Source organism: Pseudomonas sp. WAC2 (assembly GCF_030403525.1).
Classification (GTDB): domain Bacteria; phylum Pseudomonadota; class Gammaproteobacteria; order Pseudomonadales; family Pseudomonadaceae; genus Chryseomonas; species Chryseomonas luteola.
In genome coordinates this window covers 106,801-129,889 of the sequence record NZ_JAUEPD010000009.1, presented here as the reverse complement: position 1 = coordinate 129,889, position 23,089 = coordinate 106,801, and the positions used below count along the sequence as shown (strand labels likewise).

Genomic DNA, 23,089 nt, shown 5'->3' with positions numbered 1-23,089 from the left:
GTTTTTATATGGAATGGATGTATGAGTCGATACCGACCGCCTCGTAGTGCAGGCACCCCTTTGATTACGCCCGAAGGCGAAGCGCGCCTGCGCGCCGAGCTGCATGAGCTCTGGAATGTCCGTCGACCACAAGTCACGCAGTCCGTGAGCGAAGCGGCGGCCCAGGGTGATCGTTCAGAGAATGCCGAGTACACCTATGGCAAGAAAATGCTGCGTGAAATCGATAGCCGTGTACGTTTTTTGCGTAAGCGATTGGCGAACCTCAAGGTTATCAGCGAGCGGCCGGCAGATCCCAACAAGGTGTATTTTGGCGCCTGGGTAACCCTGGAAGATGACGAGGGTGAACAGGCTCGCTATCGAATCGTAGGACCGGATGAGTTCGACATAAAACTCAACCAGATCAGCATCGACGCCCCGCTGGCTCGCGCCATGGTCGGTAAACCGCTGGATGCGGAAATTACCGTGCAGACACCAACCGGCGAGAAGCGCTGGTACATCGTAGAAATTGATTATCCCTGACGCCGGGTAATCACGCCTTGCCGGGCGATCCGTGTCAATTCATGCACGACCGCAGCCACCTGCTCCCTGGAAGGCGCTTCGATGACGGCGAAGTCAAACATGTCCTTGGCAAATTGGCTCAACTCCTGCGGTTGTTGGGCAAAACGGATCTGGAAGGAGCGAGAAGCAGGCCAACGCCTTGGCCAGCCTTCCAGATACCGGAGTAGTGTGGGCTGATGCAGTCCGCCAAGTAAAATAGAAGGATGCGAGCTGAGCGATCCGTGAGTAATGGGGGTCAGGCGCAATTGGCAGTGGGAAATGGTCATGGTGATAGTATCCGCCTCATAAGTCCCGCTGGTCAGCGGTGAGGCAATCACCGGCCAGCGCTTTAGCGGTATTTTTTGAGTCTCGATAGACTCGCGCCCCGCAAGTTGCTGTTTAAATCGGCGCATTCGAATGCTAGGCAAGCGGTACTCATGCTGTCAAGCACGGCGGTTTGCCAACCGGATTAACGACTGGTAATACGGATGCTGCGCTTGCCCTCTTCCAGCCGGTCACGCTCGCGGGCATACGCCAGATAGTATTTATTGACGCTGCTGACGTAATTGACGACGCCCATCCCATATTTTTCAGAGGCAATTCGCTCGACCTGAAAGAACCACTTGTTAGGGTTAAGCCCCTGTCGCTTCGCTTCGGTCCGCAGCCGCTGAACCCGCTCTGGTCCCAGGTTGTAAGCTGCGAGAACAAAAGCCCTACGCTCACGCTCATCCAGCGTGCGGCTTGAAAAGAATTGGCGGCGCAGCTTTACCATGTAGCGAGCAGCAGCCTGCACATTGCCGTCAACCGTGCGAATATTCTTGACTCCAACGCTTCGGGCCGCCGATGGTGTGATCTGCATCAGCCCTGTTGCGCCACCGCTACCCTTGGCAGCGCCATCCAGACCTGATTCCTTGTAAGCCATAGCCGCCAGGGTTAGCCAATCCAGATTGTAAGTGTTCGCGTATCGCTTCAGGACCGGACGAACTTCGGTAAGCCGCTGATGATCGTCTGCACCTAACGGATTCCGGACCTTGGAACTGCCTTTGTAGGCCTTTTGAAACGCCACATCGCTGCCGGTCGGCATACGATGCTCAGCCAGAAAGCCATTCACCGCTTTACGCAGTTCAGGGGTATCGCGCCGGACAAACCAAGTCATGTCCTGCTGCTTGGCCACTACTAGCCGCCGCTCTACATGAAGCTTGGGCAAGACCTTGGCCCAGCGGTCTGCAATAGGCTGTTCAACAACCGTAAGGGAGAAGATTCCAGCGGAAACCATTTCCAGCACATCCTCAACACCCAGGCTGGAATCAACCCGCTCAAGCTCGATGGGCTTGAGCTTACGCTTAGCCAGTTGCGCATTCAGCTCGCGCAACGCGGGTTCGGCTGCGCTACCGGCTGGCAGAGTGAGCTGGCGACCCGACAGCTGATCCAGACGAGTATAGCGACGCTGCCCTGATCGGCTGACGACTACAAGTGGCGTATTGGTCATTAGTGGATGGCTGCGTACGATCTTGGTCCCGATAGGCCCCGAAAACAGCTCACCCGGAGCAGCAATATCACCCTCACCCCGCTCTAGCGCAGCCAGTAATTCCTCTTTAGGCTTTGGGATGAAAACAACCTTGAGCGGCTGAGCCTTTTTGCCCTTGGCGTTGAGATACTGCTCGAAGGCATCAAGACGACGGTACTCTATGCCGATGGGCTTGCCGTCCAGTTCGCCGGAGCTGTTACGGTTCTGATTGACCAGGACACGCAACACGCCTGCCGTTCGAATCGCAGACAGGTCACGTACGGTCTTCTCCTGCTTCCAGTGCTCTGTACTTCCGACCCGTGCCTGGGCAGGAAAAGGTGACAACAACAGCAGACAACACACAACAATAAGATGACGCGCCATCCGGTTCTCCATGGTTGGCCAAGCGCAAGACAAGGCGCAACGACGCCCTCCCTTTCCAGGAGGCAATGGAAGCCGAACTACCCATGAACACCGACATAATCCTGTTCATGATCGACTTTTTTATTAAATGGACAGACTGATACTCAGCTGGCCACCGTTTATTAGGTATTTCTCATGCAACTGATCGACATCGGCGTCAATCTGACTCATCCCAGCCTGGCGCGAGAAGCCGAAGCCGTTATTGAGCGAGCGCACACAGCGGGTGTCGTTCAAATGGTACTGACCGGCACAAGCCTTGCTGAAAGCGAGGCTGCGCTCGAACTTTGCCGCACGCTGGATGACTCGAACACGCTGTTTACAACAGCCGGCATTCATCCACACGAAGCAGCAAACTGGACCGCCACGACAGGTAACAGCCTCAAGGCGCTGGCAAAAGAGCAGAAAGTATGTGCTCTTGGCGAATGCGGACTGGACTTCAACCGCGACATTGCTCCCCGCTCCGTGCAAGAGAAAACGCTTGAAGAACAACTGGCCATAGCCGTTGAACTACAACTTCCGGTCTTCCTACATGAACGAGACGCCAGCGAACGTCTGCTGGCCATTATACGCGATTTTCGCGACAAGCTTCCCGCGGCTGTCGTGCACTGCTTTACCGGCGAAAAACAGGCCCTCTATCAATACTTGGATCTGGACCTGCACATCGGTATTACCGGCTGGATTTGTGACGAGCGTCGCGGTACACACCTTCATCCGCTGATGAATGACATTCCCATAGGCCGCCTGATGCTGGAAAGCGACGCGCCTTATCTGCTACCGCGCACGCTACGCCCCAAACCCAAGAGTGGGCATAACGAACCAGCATTCCTGACTGAAGTGCTGCATGAAGTGGCTCGTCATCGTCACGAGTCGCCTCAGGCCCTCGCCGCACATACCACAGTCACAGCCCGGCAGTTTTTCAACCTGCCGGTGATTGAAGCGAGTTTTGAAGATCCGGCCTAAAGCTGCTCTTTATTGTGCCGTTAACCTGAGCGGAAAGAAGCGGTCGTGTCTATAGACCGCTTCGACATTTTGTTCCGGCCCTATGCCGGAAAAACTCCCGTTACGGACACAACATTCCATGAGTGGTTGGATTCGAGACATTTCCCTGAAATACAAATTCTGGGCCGTCAACGCCGTTGCTTTCTTTACGACGTTGTTACTGGTCTTGTTTGCCATGCATCTTGAGCAGAATGCCCGCCTTGATGCCGGCCAGAACGCTGCCAGACTGGAAGCCAGCCATCTATCGACGTTAGCGGCTGCTCAATTCCCGGTTACAGACACAGCGGTGAAACTCAACGATACCGCTGCGCTAGCGCGTCTTGGAGTCGATGCAGTCTCGCTGAGTGGAAAGCGGGACTGGGTGGAACTGGAGCGCAGCGAAGCGCTGGCAGGAGCCTGGGTTGCCCAGACCTCCGATGGTCAGCCGTTTGCCATAACCGTGGAGCGGGTGAGCTTTGGCGAGGTCTTTATGCATCGCGCCTTCGAATACGGTGTGGCCGTTTTCGTGCTAATGCTGGTACTACTGTGCGCCTCTCAGCTCCTGATCCGTTTCATTCTGACCAACCTGCATACACTCAAGGATGTCATGCTGCACGTAGAGCGCAGTGGTGACCTGTCGGCACGAGTACCGCTCAACAGCCGTGACGAAGTCGGCCAGATGGCCAACGCGTTCAATGCAATGCAGGGGGGCTATCAACGTATTGTCATGACGGTGACCGAGACCGCCACTCGACTGGATGAGGGCGCAGCACGTCTGGCCAGCACGATGCGGGAAGTACAGCGCGGCATGTTGAATCAGCAGAGCGAAACGGATCAGACGGCAACAGCCATCAATGAGATGTCTGCAACGGTCCATCACATCGCCCAGCACACCGCCGACACTCGGGATCAATCTAAGGAAGCCGATCGTTTAGCCGGTGCCGGACAGGCCGTAGTCGAGCGCGTCAGCCAGTCGATCTCCGGGCTTTCCCAAGGCGTTCAGCAGACGGCTGAAATGATCCAGCATCTGGCTGACAACAGCCAGAAAATCAGCAGCGTCGTCAGCGTCATTCATGGTATTGCCGAACAGACAAACCTGCTGGCACTCAATGCCGCCATTGAAGCAGCTCGCGCGGGCGAAATGGGTCGCGGGTTTGCCGTCGTGGCTGACGAGGTCCGTAATCTGGCACAGCGTGTACAGGATTCAACCAACGAAATCACTCAGATGATTGCAACGCTTCAGGCAGGAACGCGCGATGCGGTTGAATTCATGAACGAAAGTTCGATCAAAGCAGATGGATGTGTTGAAGAAGCTGCCGAAGCCGGACAGGCCTTGGCGGCGATTGCTGGAGCCGTGGCGCAGATGCGCGACAGCAACACGCAGATTGCGGTTGCCGCCGAGCAGCAGTCTCACGTAGCAGAGGAAATGAGCCGCTCAGTGGTCGGTATACGAGACGTTACCGAGCATACTGTACGGCAGACATCCGATGCATCGGCGACCAGTCAGGAGCTGGCCGCATTGGCGGGCGACCTGAACAGGGCCATCCAACAGCTCAAGCTATAAGCACAAGCAATCTATGGCTTTGATAGTGAGGAACGATTCGCGACCACATTATCAAAGCCCTTACAGTAAGTGTATCAATTAACAGGAGTGCAATCATGCGCCATATGATGAATCGGGCCTCCTCACGCGATACGGCACTGATGCTGTCGGTCCCGCTTGTCAGCCTGTCTGCGCTGACTGTTACCAGCGGCCTGCTGTGCCATAGTCTTACCAGTGTTGCAGTGGGCGTCGTAGGTATCGTAGCGGCAATGGCGATCCAGTTTCACGAGCCGAGCAAGAAGTCCCACTCGCTTTTCGTCAGCTGATCGAGCGCTCTCTCTAGTCCTGATCAGTACTTTTTGATGTTCTTAGAGCGTTTTTCAAAGCCTTTAGCTGCGCTTTAAGAAGATGTTCATCCACAGTTTCGCGGCTGTAGCGCTGACGTTCGAAGGTCAGGCAGAACGCTTCAATTTCGCCTTGCTGGTGAGGGAGTCGTTGAATAGTACGCTGCATGAAATGACGGACGGTTTCAGCTTTCTCACGAATCAGTCCGTAGCGCCTTACCACTCGCTCGAACTGATTGAATAGCCGTGTTTGTGGGTCAGTTGCCTGTTTCCAGGGTTTGAGCAGCCATACCGCCAATAGCCCCATCAACAATCCCCCACCGCCAACAAGCGTCGCAACAAACGTGGCACTATCGACCTTGCCAAACCAATTCCGCAGCAGGTCGCCTTGCGTCTCAGCCTGATAATTTAGAACCCAGCGTTGCCAGCCATAGTTGAGCCTGTCCCACGCCATCCGGGCTTCGTTAAGCCAGGCGAGTTGTCGATAGCGCATCGGTGAGAAGGGTGACGACTCTAGAAAAGCACCTTCACCTCGTGCACTTGACAACGCATCCTCAAGGCCACGCTCTACCCGCTCGGGCGCGACTTGGGCCGTAGGGTCGGCGCTTACCCAGCCTTTTCCGGAAACCCAGTACTCTACCCAGGCGTGTGCATCAAATTGATGGACCGTCAAGTAATTGCCTGCCTGGTTGTATTCCCCTCCCTGATAACCCGCCACCATACGTGCAGGGATACCGGCGACACGCAGGAGAAATGTCATCGCACCAGCATAATGGGCGCAAAAGCCACGACGATGCTCAAAGAGAAAGGCATCGATAGCATTCGTCCCCCCGACTGGCGGTTTGAGGGTGTAAATAAAAGGCTCCTCACGAAAATAGCGCAGTATCGCCTCTGCCAATGCCTGAGGCTCGGGATAGCGCTGCTGCAGATCTTTAATCCAGGCACGCGCTTGCAGGTCGTTGTTGGTAGGTAGTTGCAGTGCGCGCCGTGAGTTGGCCGGATTTATAGCTTCCTCGCGTATCACTTGCGGCCATGATGTCGCCTCGTACATCAAAGGCGTATCAACGGGTCTTCGGCGTTGCAGGTGGAAATCTCCGACCAGCCTGACGTCACTCTGATTGGTTTGCGGCACGTCTAGCGCAAACAGCCAAGGCTTCTGGCTTGGCTCCATAACCACCGTGTAGTGAATAGCAACGCCAGCCGGTTGCCATTGTGGAACGGTGCTGTAGGCAGTTTCCTGGCTGACCGACCAGCGCTGGCCATCGAAGCGCTCGAAAGTTACTGCTCTCCAGTAAAGCGTATTGCGTAGCGGAGGCGTCCCTTCGAAGCTGACTCGAAATGCCCGCTCGGCAGATTGGGAAAGTTCGGCAATCTCGCCGGGAGCGATATTGTCCGAAAGCCCCGTTACGGCCTTGTCACCCGATTGTGGCATTGACCACAACGGTCCCACGCGTGGAAAGAAGAGAAACAACACGAGCATGAGTGGTAGTGCCTGAAGCACCAGGCTTCCGGCCAACCTGTAGGTAGGCCATGGCCGATGCGCCATGCCGCTCTGTTGGAGGCCAATGAGCGCCGCCAGCAGCGTAGAGATGGGCAACAGGCTATACAAGGCGGCAAGAAAGCTGTCATCAAACAGGTAAGCAATGACAACCGCAAAAAAGCCCAGAAAGATCACTACCAAGGCATCCCGCCTTGTGTTCATTTCGACCAGTTTGAGCACAAACATTGAGATGAGCAGCGCGGTTCCGCCATCCAGCCCGATCACCGTACCCTGAGCGAACCAGACACTAGCGGCAGCTACAATCAGCAAGCCGGCTTTTTCAATCCGGGTAGGCGCCCGAGCCCTCATCCTGAACTGCTGAACACGCCAGAACGCGCACCCCAGCCACAGCCCGACGATCCAGAACGGCAGATGGAGCAAGTGAGGCGCAATGACTAATGCCTGGGCAACCAGCAACCAGGTCAGCGCGATACGGGGGATAGGTTGAACGGCTGTCATGAGGGCTGTCCGAACAGAGCCAGTGCCTTGAGCGATGCCGACTGATGTGCCTCACCGGTATCAGGGCCCAGCACGGTTCCTGGTAAGCGCAGTCCAAACCGTTGCTGCTTGGCGGAGCAAACCAGAACCCAGTGGCACAGTTGGGATAGTCGTGCTTCGACATCTCCGTCCAATACAGAAAAGTCGAGCCATAAATCACTGCCTGTCAGCATGGCGAAATCCCGGACCAATAGGCCCTGTCCACGCGAGTACGCTTTCCAGTCCAGCCGGCGACGTGAGTCCCCGGGCTGATAAGGTCTGAGCCCCAGAAAATCATCAGCACCCTGCCCTTGAGTGCGGGCACCTTCGTCAGCGTCTGCGTCAAGACCCGCCGGCAACAGCAAATCACCCGGTATCGGTTTTGGGTAGATCAAGGCTTTCTGCTCCAGATCAAGCCAGCTCCATGCCACTATCAGCCCCAGCGGAAATCGGCTTTCTACCCGCAGCCTGCCGGGCCTCAACCATCCCCGACTCACGGGTGTCAGGAAGAGGTCCAACTCACTGGCGCTACCTGCCTCGACATCGGTGTATTGAAGTGTGTCCTTACCCCACCCGATTGCAATGGCCTGGTGGGCGCGCCCCTCATCGTCCAGACGCACCCGAAATCGCACGGGTTCGTCGACGAACGCTGGCGCTGACCCAGCTGCCGTCAACCGCAGCCCCGCCAGATTTCGATAGGTATGCAGGATGGTGACGATCCCAACCGAAAACAGCAGAAACGTCAGGCCGTACGCCAAGCTGTTCTGGTAGTTGATGGCTGCAAGCAGCATCAAAATCAACGCAACGCCAAACGCTGTGCCCTGGCGGGTGGGAAGGATAAAAATGCGCTTCTGGTGCAATATCATGGATGGCGCAGCGGGTATGCGTCGATCGAGCCAGGCGCTCCACTGACGACGGAAAGAACCTGCCTTCATAAGCGTCAGAGTGCCGGGACTTCACGGAGCAGCCATTGGACCAGCGCCCCGCCCCCATGACCGGCAGGATCAGCCTGATCCCGCAGACGATGTCCGGCTACGGCAGGCAAGACAACTTGAACATCCTCAGGGATCACATAGTCACGACCGTCCAACAGCGCCCAGGCGCGGGCGGCACCCAGCAGCGCCAGACTGCCTCTTGGTGAGAGACCCAGGGCAAAGTTAGGTTGCGTACGGGTTGCTTCGACCAGACGCAGCACATAGTCCACCACCGCATCGCTGGCATGGATATTGGGCACTTCGTTCTGGATAGCAGCCAGCTGCCGATGATCCAGCAAGGGCTCCAGCCTGGGAAGCTGGTCTCTACCCGACCCACCCAACAGCAATGCTCGCTCGGCTGCGCGGCCTGGATAGCCCAGCGAAAGCCGCATCAAAAATCGATCCAGCTGGGACTCGGGCAGTGCAAACGTTCCCCCCTGGGAAACAGGATTCTGGGTCGCGATGACAAAGAACGGCTCCGGTAGTGGGCGAGTCGCACCCTCAATAGTGACCTGCCCCTCCTCCATCGCCTCCAGTAGTGCACTCTGGCTCTTTGGCGTTGCCCGGTTTATTTCGTCAGCCAATAGCAACTCGGTAAAAACCGGGCCCTGGTGAAAGACGAACTGCCCGGTGTCCTTGTCAAAGACAGAGGTACCCAGAATGTCGCCAGGCAACAGATCGGAGGTGAACTGAATACGTTGAAACGAAAGGCCAAGCACCTTGGCCAGGGCATGGCTCAGCGTGGTCTTGCCCATACCGGGCAAGTCTTCAATCAGTAAGTGACCTTTGGCGAGCAGGCAGGTCATGGCCAGGCGGACTTGCTTGTCCTTGCCGAGCAGGACCCTGTCGACTGCTTGGAGACAGGTTTCCAGTTGCGCGTGCATTACGTTCTCCTTTTGAACAGCCCGATGCTACTTGAACCGTACAAGCGAAGAACAGGGCTTGAAATCTTTTGTGACGCTCGCAGGCAACGCTCATGCTAGAGCGAGCCATGCGAGCATCTCCTGATTTCAGCGTAGATCAGCCAGGATTGCCGTCAATGCCGCAGCAGGATCACTGGCGCGACTGATGGGGCGGCCGATCACCAGATAATCGGATCCGGCCTCCAGCGCCTCACGAGGCGTAAGAATACGACGCTGATCATCCAACGCACTGCCTGCCGGGCGAATACCCGGAGTGACCAGCTGCAGGCTGGGGTGAGCAGCCTTGAGCGAAGAGGCTTCCTGAGCCGAACATACCAGCCCGTCCATGCCAGCGCGCTCAGCCAATCCGGCCAGACGCAGGACCTGCTCCTTGGGGTCGATGTCCAGACCGATACCTGCCAGGTCTTCGCGCTCCATGCTGGTCAGCACCGTCACGCCAATAAGCAGTGGCTTGGGACCGGAAAGGGTGTCGAGCGTCTCCCGGCAGGCTGTCATCATACGCAAACCGCCCGAGCAATGGACGTTCACCATCCAGACGCCCTGCTCGGCAGCAGCCTTGACGGCCATGGCTGTGGTATTGGGAATGTCATGAAATTTGAGATCCAGAAAGACCTCGAAGCCCTTGGCATGCAGCGCTTCGATGACAGGTCTACCGTGGGAAGTAAACAGCTCTTTGCCCACTTTGACGCGGCACTGCGCCGGATCGAGCTGATCCGCCAACGCCAGGGCGCCCTCGGCAGTAGGAAAATCCAGGGCGACAATAATCGGTGTCTGGCAAGCAGGCATGGCACTCTCACATATGAATCCAGGGAAGCCCTATTGTCGCAGAAAGCCATTTCCCGGCAAAAGGATTGCTTGTCTGCTACACCCATGCACCAAAACAAAGAGTCACTTTTTGGCTGGCGCCCTACGTTTGGGCAGCTATGGTGTTAGAAAGCCGCCAAAAAGCCAATAACAGGCTGGCATGCTCGCTGCAATGGTTACCCGTGAACCCACTCGGTGAGAAGACAAGATGACTACACAATTAAAACCCGCCTTGGGCACCTTGCATCTCTGGGGTATCGCTGTAGGCCTGGTCATTTCGGGGGAGTATTTCGGCTGGAGTTACGGCTGGGGCGTAGCCGGAACGCTCGGCTTTCTGGTAACGGCGCTTATTATCGCCGCCATGTATACCGCATTTATTTTCAGCTTTACCGAACTCACCACAGCCATTCCCCATGCAGGAGGCCCTTTTGCCTACAGCAGCCGTGCCTTTGGCGAGAAAGGCGGTCTGATTGCCGGCCTTGCCACGCTGATCGAGTTTGTCTTTGCACCGCCTGCCATCGCCATGGCCATCGGTGCCTACCTGAATGTTCAGTACCCTGCGCTTGATCCCAAACTTGCAGCCGTAGGCGCCTACATCACGTTCATGACACTCAATATTCTGGGCGTAAAGCTGGCAGCCACCTTTGAGCTGGTCGTGACCGTACTGGCCGTTCTGGAGCTGCTGGTCTTCATGGGCGTAGTAGCACCCGGTTTCAGCTTCAGCAATTTTGCCCTTAATGGCTGGGCAGGCTCGGATACCTTCGGTATGCCCGCCATTACTGGCATTTTTGCTGCCATCCCTTTCGCAATCTGGTTCTTTCTTGCCATCGAAGGCGCTGCAATGGCGGCCGAAGAAGCCAAGGATCCCAAGCGCACCATTCCCAAAGCCTACACGACGGGCATTCTGACACTGGTGGTACTGGCCATTGGCGTCATGCTTTTCGCAGGCGGCGTTGGAGACTGGCGTACGCTTTCCAACATCAATGATCCCTTACCGCAGGCCATGAAGATGGTGGTAGGCGAAAATTCCGGTTGGCTACACATGCTCGTATGGATCGGCCTGTTTGGTCTGGTAGCCAGCTTCCACGGAATCATTCTGGGATACTCCCGCCAGTTCTTTGCCTTGGCGCGAGCAGGCTACCTGCCCGTCGGGCTCGCCAAACTGTCACGCTTCCAGACGCCCCATCGTGCCATCATTGCAGGTGGGGTCGTGGGCGTTGCGGCTATCTATAGCGACGGGCTCATCAATCTCCAAGGCATGTCGTTAACTGCCGCCATGATTACCATGTCGGTATTTGGTGCCATCGTCATGTACATCATGAGTATGCTGAGCCTGTTCAGGCTGCGCCGCACCGAACCTAACCTGCCGCGCAGTTACCGTGCGCCCGGCTACCCTTTCGTACCCGCGTTGGCATTGGCAATTGCACTGGTCTGCCTGGTCGCCATGGCATGGTTCAACCCAGTCATAGGCCTCGTCTTTCTAACCTTCATGGGCGTCGGCTTCGTCTACTTTCTTTTTACCGCACGCCAGCGTGCCCAGGCGCCCGCGGATAGCCTGCTGAAGGTCAACGCCATATGAGCCTGATAGCACGTGTCCTCGGGATGGCCCTCTGAGACAGTCACAGAACCGGAGTGTGTATGATCTACCAGACCATCATCGGCCATCAGGCCTATCGCTTCGAAGACCTCAAGACACTTCTGGCCAAGGCCAGTCCGGCGCGCTCGGGTGACGAACTGGCCGGGCTTGCGGCCGGCTCGGCAGAGGAGCGTATGGCTGCCAGGATCGCGTTGGCGGATGTCCCGCTCAAACGCTTTCTTGAGGAGGCCTTGATTCCCTACGAGCAAGACGACGTAACACGCCTGATCATCGACAGTCACGACGCGTTTGCATTTGCCCCTATCAGTCATCTCACCGTAGGCGATTTTCGTGACTGGCTCCTACTCGACAGTACGGACAGCAAAACCCTGACAGCGGTCTCGCCAGGCATCACGCCTGAAATGGCCGCCGCTGTCAGCAAACTGATGCGCAATCAGGATCTGATCCTGGTAGCCAAAAAATGCCAGGTCATAACCCGCTTCCGCAATACGATAGGCTTACCTGGCCATCTTTCGGTGCGCCTGCAGCCCAATCACCCTACTGACGATTTGCAAGGCATTGCGGCCAGCATGCTGGATGGCTTGCTCTACGGTGCAGGCGATGCCGTTGTCGGTATCAATCCGGCCAGTGACTCGCTTTCAACGTTGACGCCGCTGTGGGAGATGATGGATGAGCTGCGTCAGCACTTTGATATTCCCATGCAGACGTGTGTACTGACCCACATCACCACCCAAATCAAAGCGATCGAAAAAGGCGCCCCGGTTGATCTGGTCTTTCAATCCATTGCCGGCACGCAAAAGACCAACGATAGCTTTGGTGTAACGCTGAGCCTGTTACAGGAAGCGCATGATGCGGCCCGTTCACTCAAGCGGGGCACGCTGGGCGATAACGTCATGTATTTCGAGACAGGTCAAGGCAGTGCCCTCTCTGCCAGCGCACACCATGGTGTTGACCAGCAGACCTGCGAAGCACGTGCTTACGCGGTCGCGCGGACGTTCAAACCGCTGCTGACCAATACGGTGGTTGGCTTTATCGGTCCCGAGTACCTCTACGATGGAAAGCAGATCATCCGGGCCGGCCTTGAAGACCATTTCTGCGCCAAGCTGCTGGGCGTCCCGATGGGCTGCGACGTGTGCTACACCAACCATGCCGAAGCGGATCAGGATGACATGGACACACTCATGACGCTTTTGGGTGTCGCCGGGTTGACCTACATCATGGGCATTCCAGGCGCTGACGACATTATGCTCAACTACCAGAGCACTTCCTTTCATGACGGACTTTATCTGCGGAGCGTACTGGATTTAAGGCGTGCTCCCGAATTTGAAGCCTGGCTGACCCGCATGTCAATTACAGAGCCCTCCGGACAGCTACGAGACATCAACCGCGAGCACCAGCTGCTACGTGCCCTGCCCCACCTGCCGGGAGCCGCATGATGACGACCGCCAAACCTACGCTGGTCCAGACAAACCCCTGGGACGAACTGCGCACCCATACGTCGGCACGTATAGCATTGGGCCGAGTTGGCTCAAGCCTCCCCACGGCGGAAGTACTTCGATTCGGCCTGGCTCATGCGCAAGCAAGAGATGCCGTACACCATCCGCTGGATGTCCATATGCTGAGCGAGCAACTCCAGTCAAAAGGTTTTCGCACGATTCATGTACACAGCCAGGCTGCGGATCGGCAGCAGTATCTATTACGCCCGGATCATGGCCGAATGCTGGATATCGCCAGCCGTGAGCAGTTAATGGCTGAAGCGCCTGCCCCAGACATCGCTATCGTCATTGCCGACGGGCTGTCGTCCTTTGCGGCCAGTAGCCATGCAGTTCCCATACTTGAGCTACTAAAGGAGCGTTTCGATACCGACTGGTCCCAAATACCCGTGGTCATTGCCGAGCAAGCCCGCGTGGCCTTGGGTGACGAGATTGGAGAGCGGCTCAATGCCCAGCTGGTAATCGTGATGATCGGAGAGCGACCTGGTCTTACATCGCCTGACAGCCTCGGATTATACGTTACCTACCAGCCCCGCCGCGGACGTATGGATAGCGAGCGTAACTGTATTTCCAATGTACGGCCCGAGGGGCTACCGTACCGCTTGGCGGTTCATAAACTCGACTACCTGATCAAGCAGGCCTTAAAGCTAAAACTGACCGGGGTCAACTTGAAAGACGATAGCGTTTTACCCTTGCTTAAAAGCACTCCTACTGCCTAGACGGGTCTAAGCAGCATAGACTGTTTCATTTGCACGGAGGACTGCACCATGCCGTGGTATGCTTGGCTTTTCTTGATTATTGCGGTGGGCTCGATTGTAGGTAGCCTGTTGATGCTTCGCAGCTCGGCCAACAAGGTAGAGCTCACCGATGAGCAGCGTCAGCGGATCCGTCAGCGAAACGCGGAGATGGACGCCAAGGATGCCCGGAATCGCTAGGTATCCTAAGTTGTGACTTAGCGCCTGAACTCAAACTGCAACTCAGCACCTTCGAAATCATCTGAGCGTTCGCGATTTAGTATTCGACCGCTCAGGTTGAATCGATCATCCTCCTCATGCTTGTCGAACAGCGGAGGAAGCATGCCCGTCGGCTCCTTTTGCTCTGCTGTAACAGGCACTGCGCTCTCGATAAGTTCTTTGGGAATACTCAGGTCAACCTTGAGTGGCTCCTCCGGTTCGGGAAGCTTCTGTTTTACAGTCTTGGGCACCGGTTTGGGCTTTGGTTTTTCAATAACCAGCTCAGGCTTTTTGTCCGGCTGAGGAGCCGGCACAGGCTCCTCATCAAAGCTTTCAGGGACACGGGAGGTGAGGATGGGTTCCTGCCGGGCCGAAGTGTCCGGTACTGGCTTGGCATGGGAAGCTGCTGGCGATACTGGCTTTGGCGCGGTCTGCTCTACAGAGGCCGCCTGCGGTTCGGCTGGCTTTTTGGGCGGTTCCTTTTCCGGCTTATCACACCCACCGAGTATCAACACCAGCGCCAGCCAGCACAGCTTATGACCACTCACCATCCAACGTAGAGTCCCCATAAGAAAGCCTCAGGCAGAACGTCGTGAACTCCTTCCTGTGAAGATGGCCCACAGCAATAGCGCATAGCACACTGCGGTGACTAGGTTGCCGACGGCGTTGAGTAACGCATACGCCCACCCTGGCGCCAATGGGATCTGCCAGAGCGGCAGTAAAACGGGCAATGCCAGCGTAAGCACGCTATAGGCTGCAAGCCAGACAAGCAGGATGACCATACTCAACAGGCATAACAGGCTCGCCTTGCGGTGCGTTCGCCATTTCAGGCAAGCCACCAGCAGCCCTGTCAGCCAAACAAGCACCAGCGGTACATTGCCTAGCACTCCAATCATCGGCAGCCAGCTTGCGGCCTCGGTCGAGCCCATCGACACCTTTACCTCTTCACGCCTAATGTAAACAGACTCACAAAATGGCGAACGAGTTCACACCGTTAAGCAGCTACCTGAGCCTCTTGGCAGAGCTGATTGGCCAGTATTCCAATCGTCATCAAAGCGCGCTCGGTTTGTCGATTCCACGCCATCCCGCAATTGAGCCGAATACAATTGTTGAATTGATCCGTATTGCTGAAAATAATGCCTGGCGCAATGCTGATGCCCTCCTGCAACGCTCGGAGGTGGAGATCCTTCGTATTGACCCTGGCTGGAAGGCTCACCCATAGAATGAAGCCGCCGATAGGTCGGCTCATTTGGGTTCCCTCAGGGAAGTACTGTTGAACGGCTAGCTGCCACGCCGTCATATTCTTGCGGTACTCCTGCCTGATGGAGCGTAGATGACGGTCATACCCGCCATTTTCAAGATAAGCCGCTACACCCATTTGCGTGAGACTACAGGCAGAGTGGGTGGTAAAGGTCTGTAAGCGCTGAATGTCCGACTGGTATTGATTGGCAATGACCCAACCGATACGCACACCAGGTGAGATCGTCTTGGAAAAACTTGAACAATAGACCACCCTGCCGTTCCGATCATGGGCTTTCAACGCCTTCGTCGCACCGACCTCATAGAACAATTCACCGTAGATATCGTCCTCAATGATCATGAAGTCTCGCTCATTGGCAAGCCTTAGCAGCTGCTTTTGACGCGCCTCAGGCATTGTACTGCCTAGGGGATTGCTCAGCCGGGAGGTCATGACCAGCGCCTTTACAGGCCACTGCCGCGCGGCCAGCTGCAATGCCTCTACGCTTAGACCGGTCTGTGGGTCACAGGGAATCTCGACCACCTTGAGACCTAGCACATCAGCCAATTGCAGCAAGCCGTAATAGGTAGGCGATTCGGTAGCGATCAGATCACCTGGTTTGGTCAGCACACGCAGGGACATCTGCAAGGCATCCACACAGCCATGGGTAATAACAACCTCAGAAGGCGCTACCGAGACCCCGGCATCCCGCATACGGATCGCAACCTGGCGGCGCAAGGGCTCGTAACCCGGGCTGTACATATAGCTGAACGCACGCTGACTGTGAAAGCGCGTCACCTTGCTGATCTGCTGATGCAGGGCCCGGATAGGTAGAAAATCCACATTAGGAATGGCAGCCCCGAAAGGAACCACGTCATCTCGTCGGGACTCCAGAAGCACTTGATTGATAATGTCACCGCGAGTGACCAGGGTTGGCCGCTCTACCCTGCCGATTTCAGGTGTAGGCGCTGTCAAGGCAGGCGTCTGGTGTACGTAAAACCCTGACTGGGGACGAGCCCGGATAAGCCCTTGGTCTTCCAGTGTGGCATAAGCTTGTAAAACACTTGCGTGACTGACGCCCAACTGCTGACTCATCTTGCGAACAGAGGGAACGCGCTCGCCCGGTTGGTAGACACCCCGGCGAATATCTTCAGCCAACTGATGAGCGATACGTTGATAGAGCAACAGATTCGTCATGGCACGCATTCCCTTGGTCACTGAACCGAAACAGTAGCATCGTCTTACCAGATTGCACCGGTACAGCTTGGTAAATTTAGGACAATACAGCCAGTGCTAACGGATAATCAGTCGGCAATGAAACAAGGGATGCCGCTTTTAAGCATGAGCGCGACAGGCGGGCCGTTTAAACCTGCCGTTTACGCTCAACGTGCCGGTATGAAATTACCGTTTTCGTCAGAAAACACCACTTCGACCCGGCGATTTTTGGCGCGGCCCTCGGCCGTCCCGTTGGATGTCACCGGATAATCCTCGCCATATCCAATGACCTGAAGGCGGCCTGCCTCTACACCTAATGCACTCAAGGCCCTGGCGACGGCATGGGCACGCTGTTTGGAGAGGGAAAGATTGCGATCCTCATCACCGGAGTTATCCGTGTAGCCTTCGATTCGGATCTCCCGCTTGGGGTTGATTTGAAGAAACTGGGCAAGCTTGAGAACCGTTTCATTAGCCGTTGGATTGAGTTGTGATCGCCCCGGAGCAAACAACACATCGCCCAGCGTCATGACGAGACCGCGCTCTGTCTGAGTCGTACCCAGGTTAAACAGCTGATCGGTAAGCCATACGTTACGCTCTCGTGCAGAACGGAGTTCTTTTTCCCGCAACTGCAATTGCAGGCGTTCGATCTGCAGTTGTAACTGGGTCGCCTTGTCCTGGCTCAAGCGAAGGCTTGCATGCTCTCGGGCGATATCGCTGTAGCGTTGGCTCAGGTAGGCAAAGTGGCGTACATCTTTGCTGCTTCCCCAATAGCCAGCCAGCTGCTCCGCCTTGTCCAGGGTTTCCTCTGCTCTTTTTACATCCTTGGGTGCGCTACGCAGCACGTCAGAATCAGTCTTGACCGTGGCATATCGGGATTTGGCGTCCTGTAACGCCTGCCGAGTAGTGGTGCTGCTGCTCGTACACCCTGTGATCATTGAAAACGCCAGCGCAAGTCCAGCCACCGACAGTATCGAACGCATCATGGCGTACTCTCCAAACGCTTTTGTAATCGGGCGATCTGCTTGTTGAGTTCATCCACATGTGTCTGGCTCTTGCTATTGAGTACCTTGGCCTCGGCCAGGCGAGCGTCGAGTTCAGCCTGTTCCGCCAATACACGAGCTTTTTTGTAATCTTCAACCCGCATGGCTTTTCGGGCCCGTTCAAGCTTGTCGTTGGCGAGGCTGTATTCAGGAATGGAGTCATCCGCCCCAATGTTATGGGCTTGGTCGAATGCCTGGATGGTTAGTTTCATTTGCTCGGATGGTGCGGGATCGTTGGCGCACCCGGCAAGCAAAAGGGCCAAAACAGAAGCTGCCCAACAATAAGATTTTTTCACTATCTGGTTTCCTGCAGAGTCAGGCGACAGCTCTATGACGCTGCCTAAAACCAGAATTTTGTCATGTTGAAAGGCATTTGTCCGTCAACAAAAATCTACCCAATAAAAAACCCGCTCGATCGAGCGGGTTTTTAGGAGGCTATTGCTTATATCGACTTTTCAAGCTCAGGGATTAACTCGAACAGGTCACCTACCAGTCCATAATCAGCCACCTGGAAGATTGGCGCCTCTTCATCCTTGTTGATGGCCACAATGACTTTCGAGTCTTTCATACCGGCCAGGTGCTGAATCGCACCGGAGATGCCTACCGCAATGTACAACTGCGGCGCAACGATCTTGCCCGTTTGACCAACCTGCATGTCGTTGGGTACGAAGCCTGCGTCCACCGCTGCGCGAGAAGCGCCTACGGCAGCACCCAACTTGTCTGCCAGGGAGTACAGAATTTTGAAATTATCACCGTTCTGCAAACCACGACCGCCCGATACCACCACTTTCGCAGCGCCCAAGTCCGGGCGACCTGTCGTGGCCAATTCTTCGTTCACGAAGCGGGAAATACCTGCATCCTGTACGGAAGAAACCGCTTCGATAGCGGCAGAACCACCTTCGGCAGCAACCGGATCAAAACCAGTAGCGCGCACGGTAATAACTTTTACCGGAGCGGATGACTGCACGGTTGCGATCGCATTACCGGCATAGATGGGCCGCTTGAAGGTATCCGGACTTTCTACCGAAATGATCTCGGAAATCTGATCCACGTCTAGTAGCGCAGCAATACGTGGCATGAAATTCTTGCCGTTCGAACCGGCTGGCGATAGTACGTGGGTGTACCCATTGCCTTTAACCAGCTCAACAACCAACGGCGCCACGTTTTCTGGCAACTGGTAGGCGTAAGCAGCATTATCGGCAACCAGCACCTTGGAAACGCCCTCGGCTTTGGCAGCAGCTTCAGCCGCACCACCGCAGCTCTGACCGGCGATCAGAACATGAATATCACCACCGATGGCTTTGGCTGCAGCCACGGTATTGAGCGTTGCGCCATTGAGCGCAGCATTACTGTGTTCGGCAATGACCAGAATAGCCATCAGATCACCTTCGCTTCGTTCTTGAGTTTTTCGACCAGTTCAGCAACCGACTTCACCTTGATACCTGCCTGACGGCCAGCCGGTGCTTCCACCTTCAGCGTCTTGACAGTCGAAGCCGTGCTAACACCCAGAGCGTCCGGCGTTAAAACATCCAGCGGCTTTTTCTTGGCCTTCATGATGTTTGGCAGCGAGGCATAACGCGGCTCGTTCAAGCGCAGGTCAGTGGTCACGATAGCAGGCAGGTTCAGAGCAACGGTCTGCAGCCCTCCATCGATTTCGCGGGTCACGTTCAATACGTCACCGTCACGCTCGACCTTGGAAGCGAAGGTTCCCTGGGCAAAGCCGGTGAGTGCACCCAGCATCTGACCCGTCTGGTTGTTATCACTGTCAATAGCCTGCTTGCCCATGATAACCAGCTGGGGTTGTTCTTTGTCGACAACCGCCTTGAGCAGCTTCGCAATCGCCAGCGAGCTCAACTCTTCATTGGTCTCGACCAGAACGGCACGGTCCGCTCCCAGAGCCAACGCCGTACGCAATTGCTCCTGTGCAGTAGTCGGACCTACAGACACGGCCACGATTTCGGTAGCGATACCTTTTTCCTTCAGGCGCACCGCTTCTTCAACGGCGATCTCACAGAAGGGGTTCATGGACATCTTGACGTTGGCCAGGTCAACACCGGAGTTATCGGGTTTGACGCGGACCTTGACGTTGTAGTCCACCACTCTTTTTACAGCTACAAGAACCTTCATGAGTTCCTCATTATTCTGTAGTGAATAAATACGGTAGCCAGGCAGGCCTAGCCGATCGAATCGACCAAATAACGGCTCTCGGCTTACAAATAACCATTAACCGCCGTATGTTGACTGCATCAGTCGAGAGGGTCAACGCTCCAAGGCAAGTCGGCGTGCTGCCAGAAGGAAATGCGATAGGCTAAAGGCATCACAGTTAAAGGGTACTTGCCTTTAGCAAAGGCCGTCCGAACGCTTTTTTAACCAAGCCATAATGCAAACAGGCAGTTACCCGACATAACCCTAGCCGCTTCTGGAGGCAGCACAAGCAGAATGTACCAGTCCGAGAGAAAATTCAAACAAACGTTTGTATTGGACCTCTGGAAAGACCCCTATATAATGTTTTTCTTTATTACAGCCGCCAAAATATAACTAGCATCAATGCCTTGAGGAGACTGTCCGTGGAACGCGAATTTATGGAGTTCGACGTTGTTATTGTCGGCGCCGGCCCGGCAGGCCTTTCCGCTGCCTGCCGATTGAAGCAAAAGGCGGCTGAGACCGGTCAGGAAATCAGCGTCTGCGTTGTAGAGAAAGGCTCCGAGGTCGGTGCTCATATTCTCTCTGGCGCCGTGTTCGAGCCGCGCGCACTCGATGAACTGTTCCCCAACTGGAAGGAACTGGGTGCCCCGCTGAATACGCCAGTCAAGCGCGACGATATCTACCTGCTCAAGGACGCCGAACGTGCTAGGAAGCTGCCCGACTTTCTTGTCCCCAAGACCATGCACAACCAAGGCAACTACATCATTTCCCTTGGGAACCTGTGCCGCTGGCTAGCCCAGCAGGCTGAAGGACTGGGTGTAGAAATCTATCCAGGCTTCGCTGCGCAGGAGGCCCTGATTGATGAGAACGGCATCGTGCGAGGTATCGTAACCGGCGACCTGGGCGTAGACCGCGAAGGAAACCCCAAGGAAGGCTACTATACGCCCGGCATGGAACTACGTGCCAAATACACCCTATTCGCCGAAGGTAGCCGTGGGCATATTGGCAAGCAATTAAGTCAGCGTTTCAACCTGGGCGCCCATGCCGATGTGCAGCACTACGCGATAGGCATCAAGGAAATCTGGGATGTCGACCCTGCCAAGCATGAGCAGGGCCTTGTTGTGCATACAGCAGGCTGGCCGCTAGACGATGATAACCCGGGTGGCTCATTCCTCTATCACCTGGAAAACAACCAGGTCGTAGTGGGCCTGATCGTGGATCTGTCCTACAGCAACCCTTACCTCTCGCCCTTTGATGAATTTCAGCGCTACAAGCATCACCCGGTAATCAAGCAATATTTGGAGGGCGGCAAGCGTGTATCTTATGGCGCTCGCGCCATCACTAAGGGCGGCCTGAACTCACTTCCCAAACTGACGTTCCCAGGCGGTGCATTGATCGGTTGTGACGGCGGTACGCTCAACTTCTCGAAGATCAAGGGCAGCCACACGGCGATGAAAACCGGTATGCTGGCCGCTGAAGCCATTGCCGAAGCCCTGGTAGCCGGGCGTGAAGCCGATGAGCTGACCCGTTATCTGGATACGTTTAAGAACAGTTGGGTGTACGAGGAGCTCTACAAGAGCCGCAACTTCGGCGCTGCCATCCATAAATATGGAGCAATAAAGGGCAACGCCTTTAATTTTATCGAGCAGAACCTGTTTGGCGGCAAGTTACCCGTTACGCTGCATGACACAACGCCTGATTATGCCTGCCTGAAAAAGGCGTCTGAATCCAAACGGATCGATTATCCCAAGCCTGATGGCAAAATCAGCTTCGACAAACTGTCCTCGGTGTTTCTCTCCAATACCAACCATGAAGAGGACCAACCTGTTCACCTGAAGCTCAAGGACCCGTCCATTCCGATCGACCGCAATCTTCCGCTCTACGACGAGCCTGCGCAACGTTATTGCCCAGCTGGTGTATACGAAGTTGTGACGCAGGAAGACGGCAAGAAACGCTTCCAGATCAATGCCCAAAACTGTGTGCATTGTAAGACATGTGATATCAAGGATCCTTCCCAAAACATCACCTGGGTACCGCCAGAAGGCACTGGCGGCCCCAACTACCCTAACATGTAACAAAAAGGGCTCCCCAGGGAGCCCTTTCTTATTTCAGTCCTGCCGAGCCACCGGAAAAAACGCCCCGCCACTCCATAGGCCCTGCCACATCGCCCCCTCATAATGTTCCAGCGACATACATTCGACGAGCCGATAGAAGACATTGCGATGAATCAAGGCTTCGAGGCGATCCCTTACAAGCACGTATGGCGAAGGCTCTTGCGTACTAGGATCAATGACCACGCGCAAGGGATGATCAGCATTGGCTTCCACCGTATCGCCTACTTGGGTTGTAAAGCACAAAACCTGATTTTGCCTTTGACCTTGTACATCACAATCAATGGCCACAAAGGGAGCATCCTCAACCTGAATACCTACCTTTTCAACAGGCGTCACTAACACATAGCCTTGCTCATCCTTACGCAGGATGGTTGAAAACAGCCGGACCATGGCAGGTCGATTTATAGCAGAGCCTTGGTAAAACCAAGTGCCATCGCGCGCGATACGCATGTCGATATCGCCACAGAAGGGGGGATTCCATGAATGAACCGGCGGCAATGCCTTACCCTCCCCGTTCGGTAACTGGGCGATCAGGTCATCAACCTTATGCGACTCACTCATGAACACTCCTTATCGCGTCAAACCCAACAGATGCTGAGCATACTCCGCAAGCGGAGGCGCTAGCAGGTCTTCGGGTTTCTCATTGTAAAATGTCAGGAAACCGCCCCGGCTGCGAATACGGGCCGTATCGACCAGATAATAAGTTGCCGTTTCGATCAGCATGACCTGAACCACACTGCGGTCCCGACCTACTCGATCCAACGCTTCCTGATCTTCCCACTCCTGCCAGTTGCCAATGGCATCATCAGCGGCTGCAAAGCGGGTATACAGCAGATAGTGAGCCCCCAGGTTACGTGCCTCGAGTATGGCTTCGTCCAATCCAATGGGCCCTTTGGCACGACGTACCCGTGGAAAATATTCCACGAAACCATTAAAGGCCTGTTCCGCTACGACATTGGGCCTGGCATAGGGATGCCCTGGCGGCACGAACGCACCTTGTGCGATATAGATATAAGAGTCCGGCTGCAACCGGAAGTTGTTCAATCGCTGTGTATGGCTGTAGTCAAGAAACCCAGCATCCCGTAGGTGATAAGTAGTACCAGCAGCCATATCGCTGACATTCATACAACCGGACAACAATACAATCGCACAAATGGCGAGGAAACGACGCATCTCTTTCTCCTGAACCGGCGACGAAAAACCGGCGCTGACACGCGTCTAGCAGTTTCCAGGCCAATCTATACG

Annotated in this window: 24 protein-coding genes; 9 read left to right on the top strand and 15 right to left on the bottom strand. The window is 55.5% G+C overall.

Translation table 11 applies throughout. From position 1 onward, the window contains the following. Nucleotides 1–21: 21 nt before the first annotated feature. Nucleotides 22–519, top strand: a complete 498-nt coding sequence (greB, locus tag QWJ10_RS18845) for a transcription elongation factor GreB (RefSeq protein WP_289928947.1) — start codon at nucleotides 22–24, stop codon at nucleotides 517–519. Here the strand turns inward: greB and QWJ10_RS18840 are convergent. Then, nucleotides 510–824, bottom strand: a complete 315-nt coding sequence (locus QWJ10_RS18840; protein ID WP_122044815.1) for a hypothetical protein — start codon at nucleotides 822–824, stop codon at nucleotides 510–512. The genes greB and QWJ10_RS18840 overlap by 10 nt on opposite strands. 182 nt (nucleotides 825–1,006) lie before the next feature. Further along, nucleotides 1,007–2,428: a transglycosylase SLT domain-containing protein gene (locus tag QWJ10_RS18835; RefSeq protein ID WP_289928945.1), complete on the bottom strand. Its 1,422-nt coding sequence runs from the start codon at nucleotides 2,426–2,428 to the stop codon at nucleotides 1,007–1,009. A 174-nt stretch (nucleotides 2,429–2,602) separates the two neighbouring features. Here QWJ10_RS18835 and QWJ10_RS18830 point away from each other — a divergent pair, with 174 nt between their 5' ends. From QWJ10_RS18830 to QWJ10_RS18820, 3 genes are all read left to right on the top strand, one after another. Continuing rightward, entirely contained in the window at nucleotides 2,603–3,427 is an 825-nt protein-coding gene (locus QWJ10_RS18830) for a TatD family hydrolase (protein WP_289928944.1), read from the top strand. 118 nt (nucleotides 3,428–3,545) lie between these two features. Further along, nucleotides 3,546–5,009, top strand: coding sequence for a methyl-accepting chemotaxis protein (locus QWJ10_RS18825; RefSeq protein WP_219653019.1), 1,464 nt, complete (start codon nucleotides 3,546–3,548; stop codon nucleotides 5,007–5,009). Nucleotides 5,010–5,104: 95 nt separating this feature from the next. Beyond that, nucleotides 5,105–5,314: a hypothetical protein gene (locus QWJ10_RS18820; protein WP_125888931.1), complete on the top strand. Its 210-nt coding sequence runs from the start codon at nucleotides 5,105–5,107 to the stop codon at nucleotides 5,312–5,314. 13 nt (nucleotides 5,315–5,327) lie between these two features. Here the strand turns inward: QWJ10_RS18820 and QWJ10_RS18815 are convergent, their stop codons facing one another. The 4 genes from QWJ10_RS18815 to pyrF all read right to left on the bottom strand — a co-directional run bounded on the left by QWJ10_RS18815 (nucleotide 5,328) and on the right by pyrF (nucleotide 10,032). Then, the gene (locus QWJ10_RS18815; RefSeq protein WP_289928937.1) at nucleotides 5,328–7,331 is read right to left on the bottom strand and encodes a DUF3488 and transglutaminase-like domain-containing protein; all 2,004 of its coding nucleotides are present in this window, start codon (nucleotides 7,329–7,331) and stop codon (nucleotides 5,328–5,330) included. Then, on the bottom strand, nucleotides 7,328–8,284 hold the full coding sequence (locus QWJ10_RS18810) for a DUF58 domain-containing protein (RefSeq protein ID WP_289928935.1): 957 nt from the start codon (nucleotides 8,282–8,284) through the stop codon (nucleotides 7,328–7,330). Before QWJ10_RS18810 ends, QWJ10_RS18815 begins: the two co-directional genes overlap by 4 nt. Nucleotides 8,285–8,289: 5 nt before the next feature. After that, nucleotides 8,290–9,207: a MoxR family ATPase gene (locus QWJ10_RS18805; protein WP_010797758.1), complete on the bottom strand. Its 918-nt coding sequence runs from the start codon at nucleotides 9,205–9,207 to the stop codon at nucleotides 8,290–8,292. A gap of 126 nt (nucleotides 9,208–9,333) precedes the next feature. Next, entirely contained in the window at nucleotides 9,334–10,032 is a 699-nt protein-coding gene (gene pyrF / locus QWJ10_RS18800; RefSeq protein ID WP_197873097.1) for an orotidine-5'-phosphate decarboxylase, read from the bottom strand. Nucleotides 10,033–10,258: 226 nt separating this feature from the next. Here pyrF and eat point away from each other — a divergent pair, with 226 nt between their 5' ends. From eat to QWJ10_RS18780, 4 genes are read left to right on the top strand one after another with little or no spacing between them, the layout of a single operon-like run. Then, the gene (gene eat, locus QWJ10_RS18795; RefSeq protein WP_125888936.1) at nucleotides 10,259–11,629 is read left to right on the top strand and encodes an ethanolamine permease; all 1,371 of its coding nucleotides are present in this window, start codon (nucleotides 10,259–10,261) and stop codon (nucleotides 11,627–11,629) included. 59 nt (nucleotides 11,630–11,688) lie between these two features. Next, complete coding sequence (locus QWJ10_RS18790; protein ID WP_289928931.1) at nucleotides 11,689–13,083, top strand: ethanolamine ammonia-lyase subunit EutB; 1,395 nt, start codon at nucleotides 11,689–11,691, stop codon at nucleotides 13,081–13,083. Beyond that, entirely contained in the window at nucleotides 13,083–13,859 is a 777-nt protein-coding gene (eutC, locus tag QWJ10_RS18785; RefSeq protein WP_010797754.1) for an ethanolamine ammonia-lyase subunit EutC, read from the top strand. The genes QWJ10_RS18790 and eutC overlap by 1 nt, the downstream gene beginning before the upstream one ends. A 48-nt stretch (nucleotides 13,860–13,907) precedes the next feature. Beyond that, nucleotides 13,908–14,075, top strand: coding sequence for a DUF2897 family protein (locus QWJ10_RS18780; protein WP_010797753.1), 168 nt, complete (start codon nucleotides 13,908–13,910; stop codon nucleotides 14,073–14,075). Between the two features lie 17 nt (nucleotides 14,076–14,092). On the opposite strand, the gene QWJ10_RS18775 is transcribed toward QWJ10_RS18780, so the two are convergent. The 7 genes from QWJ10_RS18775 to QWJ10_RS18745 all read right to left on the bottom strand — a co-directional run bounded on the left by QWJ10_RS18775 (nucleotide 14,093) and on the right by QWJ10_RS18745 (nucleotide 19,712). Then, the gene (locus tag QWJ10_RS18775; protein WP_289928929.1) at nucleotides 14,093–14,662 is read right to left on the bottom strand and encodes a hypothetical protein; all 570 of its coding nucleotides are present in this window, start codon (nucleotides 14,660–14,662) and stop codon (nucleotides 14,093–14,095) included. 9 nt (nucleotides 14,663–14,671) lie between these two features. Further along, a complete protein-coding gene (locus QWJ10_RS18770) occupies nucleotides 14,672–15,028 on the bottom strand; it encodes a hypothetical protein (protein ID WP_289928926.1) in 357 nt (118 codons plus the stop codon). Between the two features lie 59 nt (nucleotides 15,029–15,087). Continuing rightward, entirely contained in the window at nucleotides 15,088–16,527 is a 1,440-nt protein-coding gene (locus QWJ10_RS18765; protein WP_010797750.1) for a PLP-dependent aminotransferase family protein, read from the bottom strand. Between the two features lie 185 nt (nucleotides 16,528–16,712). Then, nucleotides 16,713–17,528 carry an OmpA family protein gene (locus QWJ10_RS18760; protein ID WP_289928924.1) on the bottom strand — a complete coding sequence of 272 codons (816 nt, stop codon included), beginning with the start codon at nucleotides 17,526–17,528 and terminating at the stop codon, nucleotides 16,713–16,715. Continuing rightward, nucleotides 17,525–17,881, bottom strand: coding sequence for a DUF4398 domain-containing protein (locus QWJ10_RS18755; RefSeq protein ID WP_289928921.1), 357 nt, complete (start codon nucleotides 17,879–17,881; stop codon nucleotides 17,525–17,527). Before QWJ10_RS18755 ends, QWJ10_RS18760 begins: the two co-directional genes overlap by 4 nt. Nucleotides 17,882–18,027: 146 nt before the next feature. Next, the gene (locus QWJ10_RS18750) at nucleotides 18,028–18,963 is read right to left on the bottom strand and encodes an FAD-binding protein (protein ID WP_010797747.1); all 936 of its coding nucleotides are present in this window, start codon (nucleotides 18,961–18,963) and stop codon (nucleotides 18,028–18,030) included. Next, complete coding sequence (locus tag QWJ10_RS18745) at nucleotides 18,963–19,712, bottom strand: electron transfer flavoprotein subunit beta/FixA family protein (RefSeq protein ID WP_289928917.1); 750 nt, start codon at nucleotides 19,710–19,712, stop codon at nucleotides 18,963–18,965. The genes QWJ10_RS18750 and QWJ10_RS18745 overlap by 1 nt, the downstream gene beginning before the upstream one ends. Before the next feature lie 440 nt (nucleotides 19,713–20,152). Here QWJ10_RS18745 and QWJ10_RS18740 point away from each other — a divergent pair, with 440 nt between their 5' ends. Beyond that, nucleotides 20,153–21,805 carry an electron transfer flavoprotein-ubiquinone oxidoreductase gene (locus QWJ10_RS18740; RefSeq protein ID WP_289928916.1) on the top strand — a complete coding sequence of 551 codons (1,653 nt, stop codon included), beginning with the start codon at nucleotides 20,153–20,155 and terminating at the stop codon, nucleotides 21,803–21,805. Nucleotides 21,806–21,838: 33 nt separating this feature from the next. On the opposite strand, the gene QWJ10_RS18735 is transcribed toward QWJ10_RS18740, so the two are convergent. Beyond that, on the bottom strand, nucleotides 21,839–22,405 hold the full coding sequence (locus QWJ10_RS18735; protein ID WP_122043044.1) for a DUF1285 domain-containing protein: 567 nt from the start codon (nucleotides 22,403–22,405) through the stop codon (nucleotides 21,839–21,841). Nucleotides 22,406–22,414: 9 nt separating this feature from the next. Next, a complete protein-coding gene (locus QWJ10_RS18730; protein WP_074827447.1) occupies nucleotides 22,415–23,017 on the bottom strand; it encodes a DUF4823 domain-containing protein in 603 nt (200 codons plus the stop codon). Between the last annotated feature and the right edge of the window lie 72 nt (nucleotides 23,018–23,089).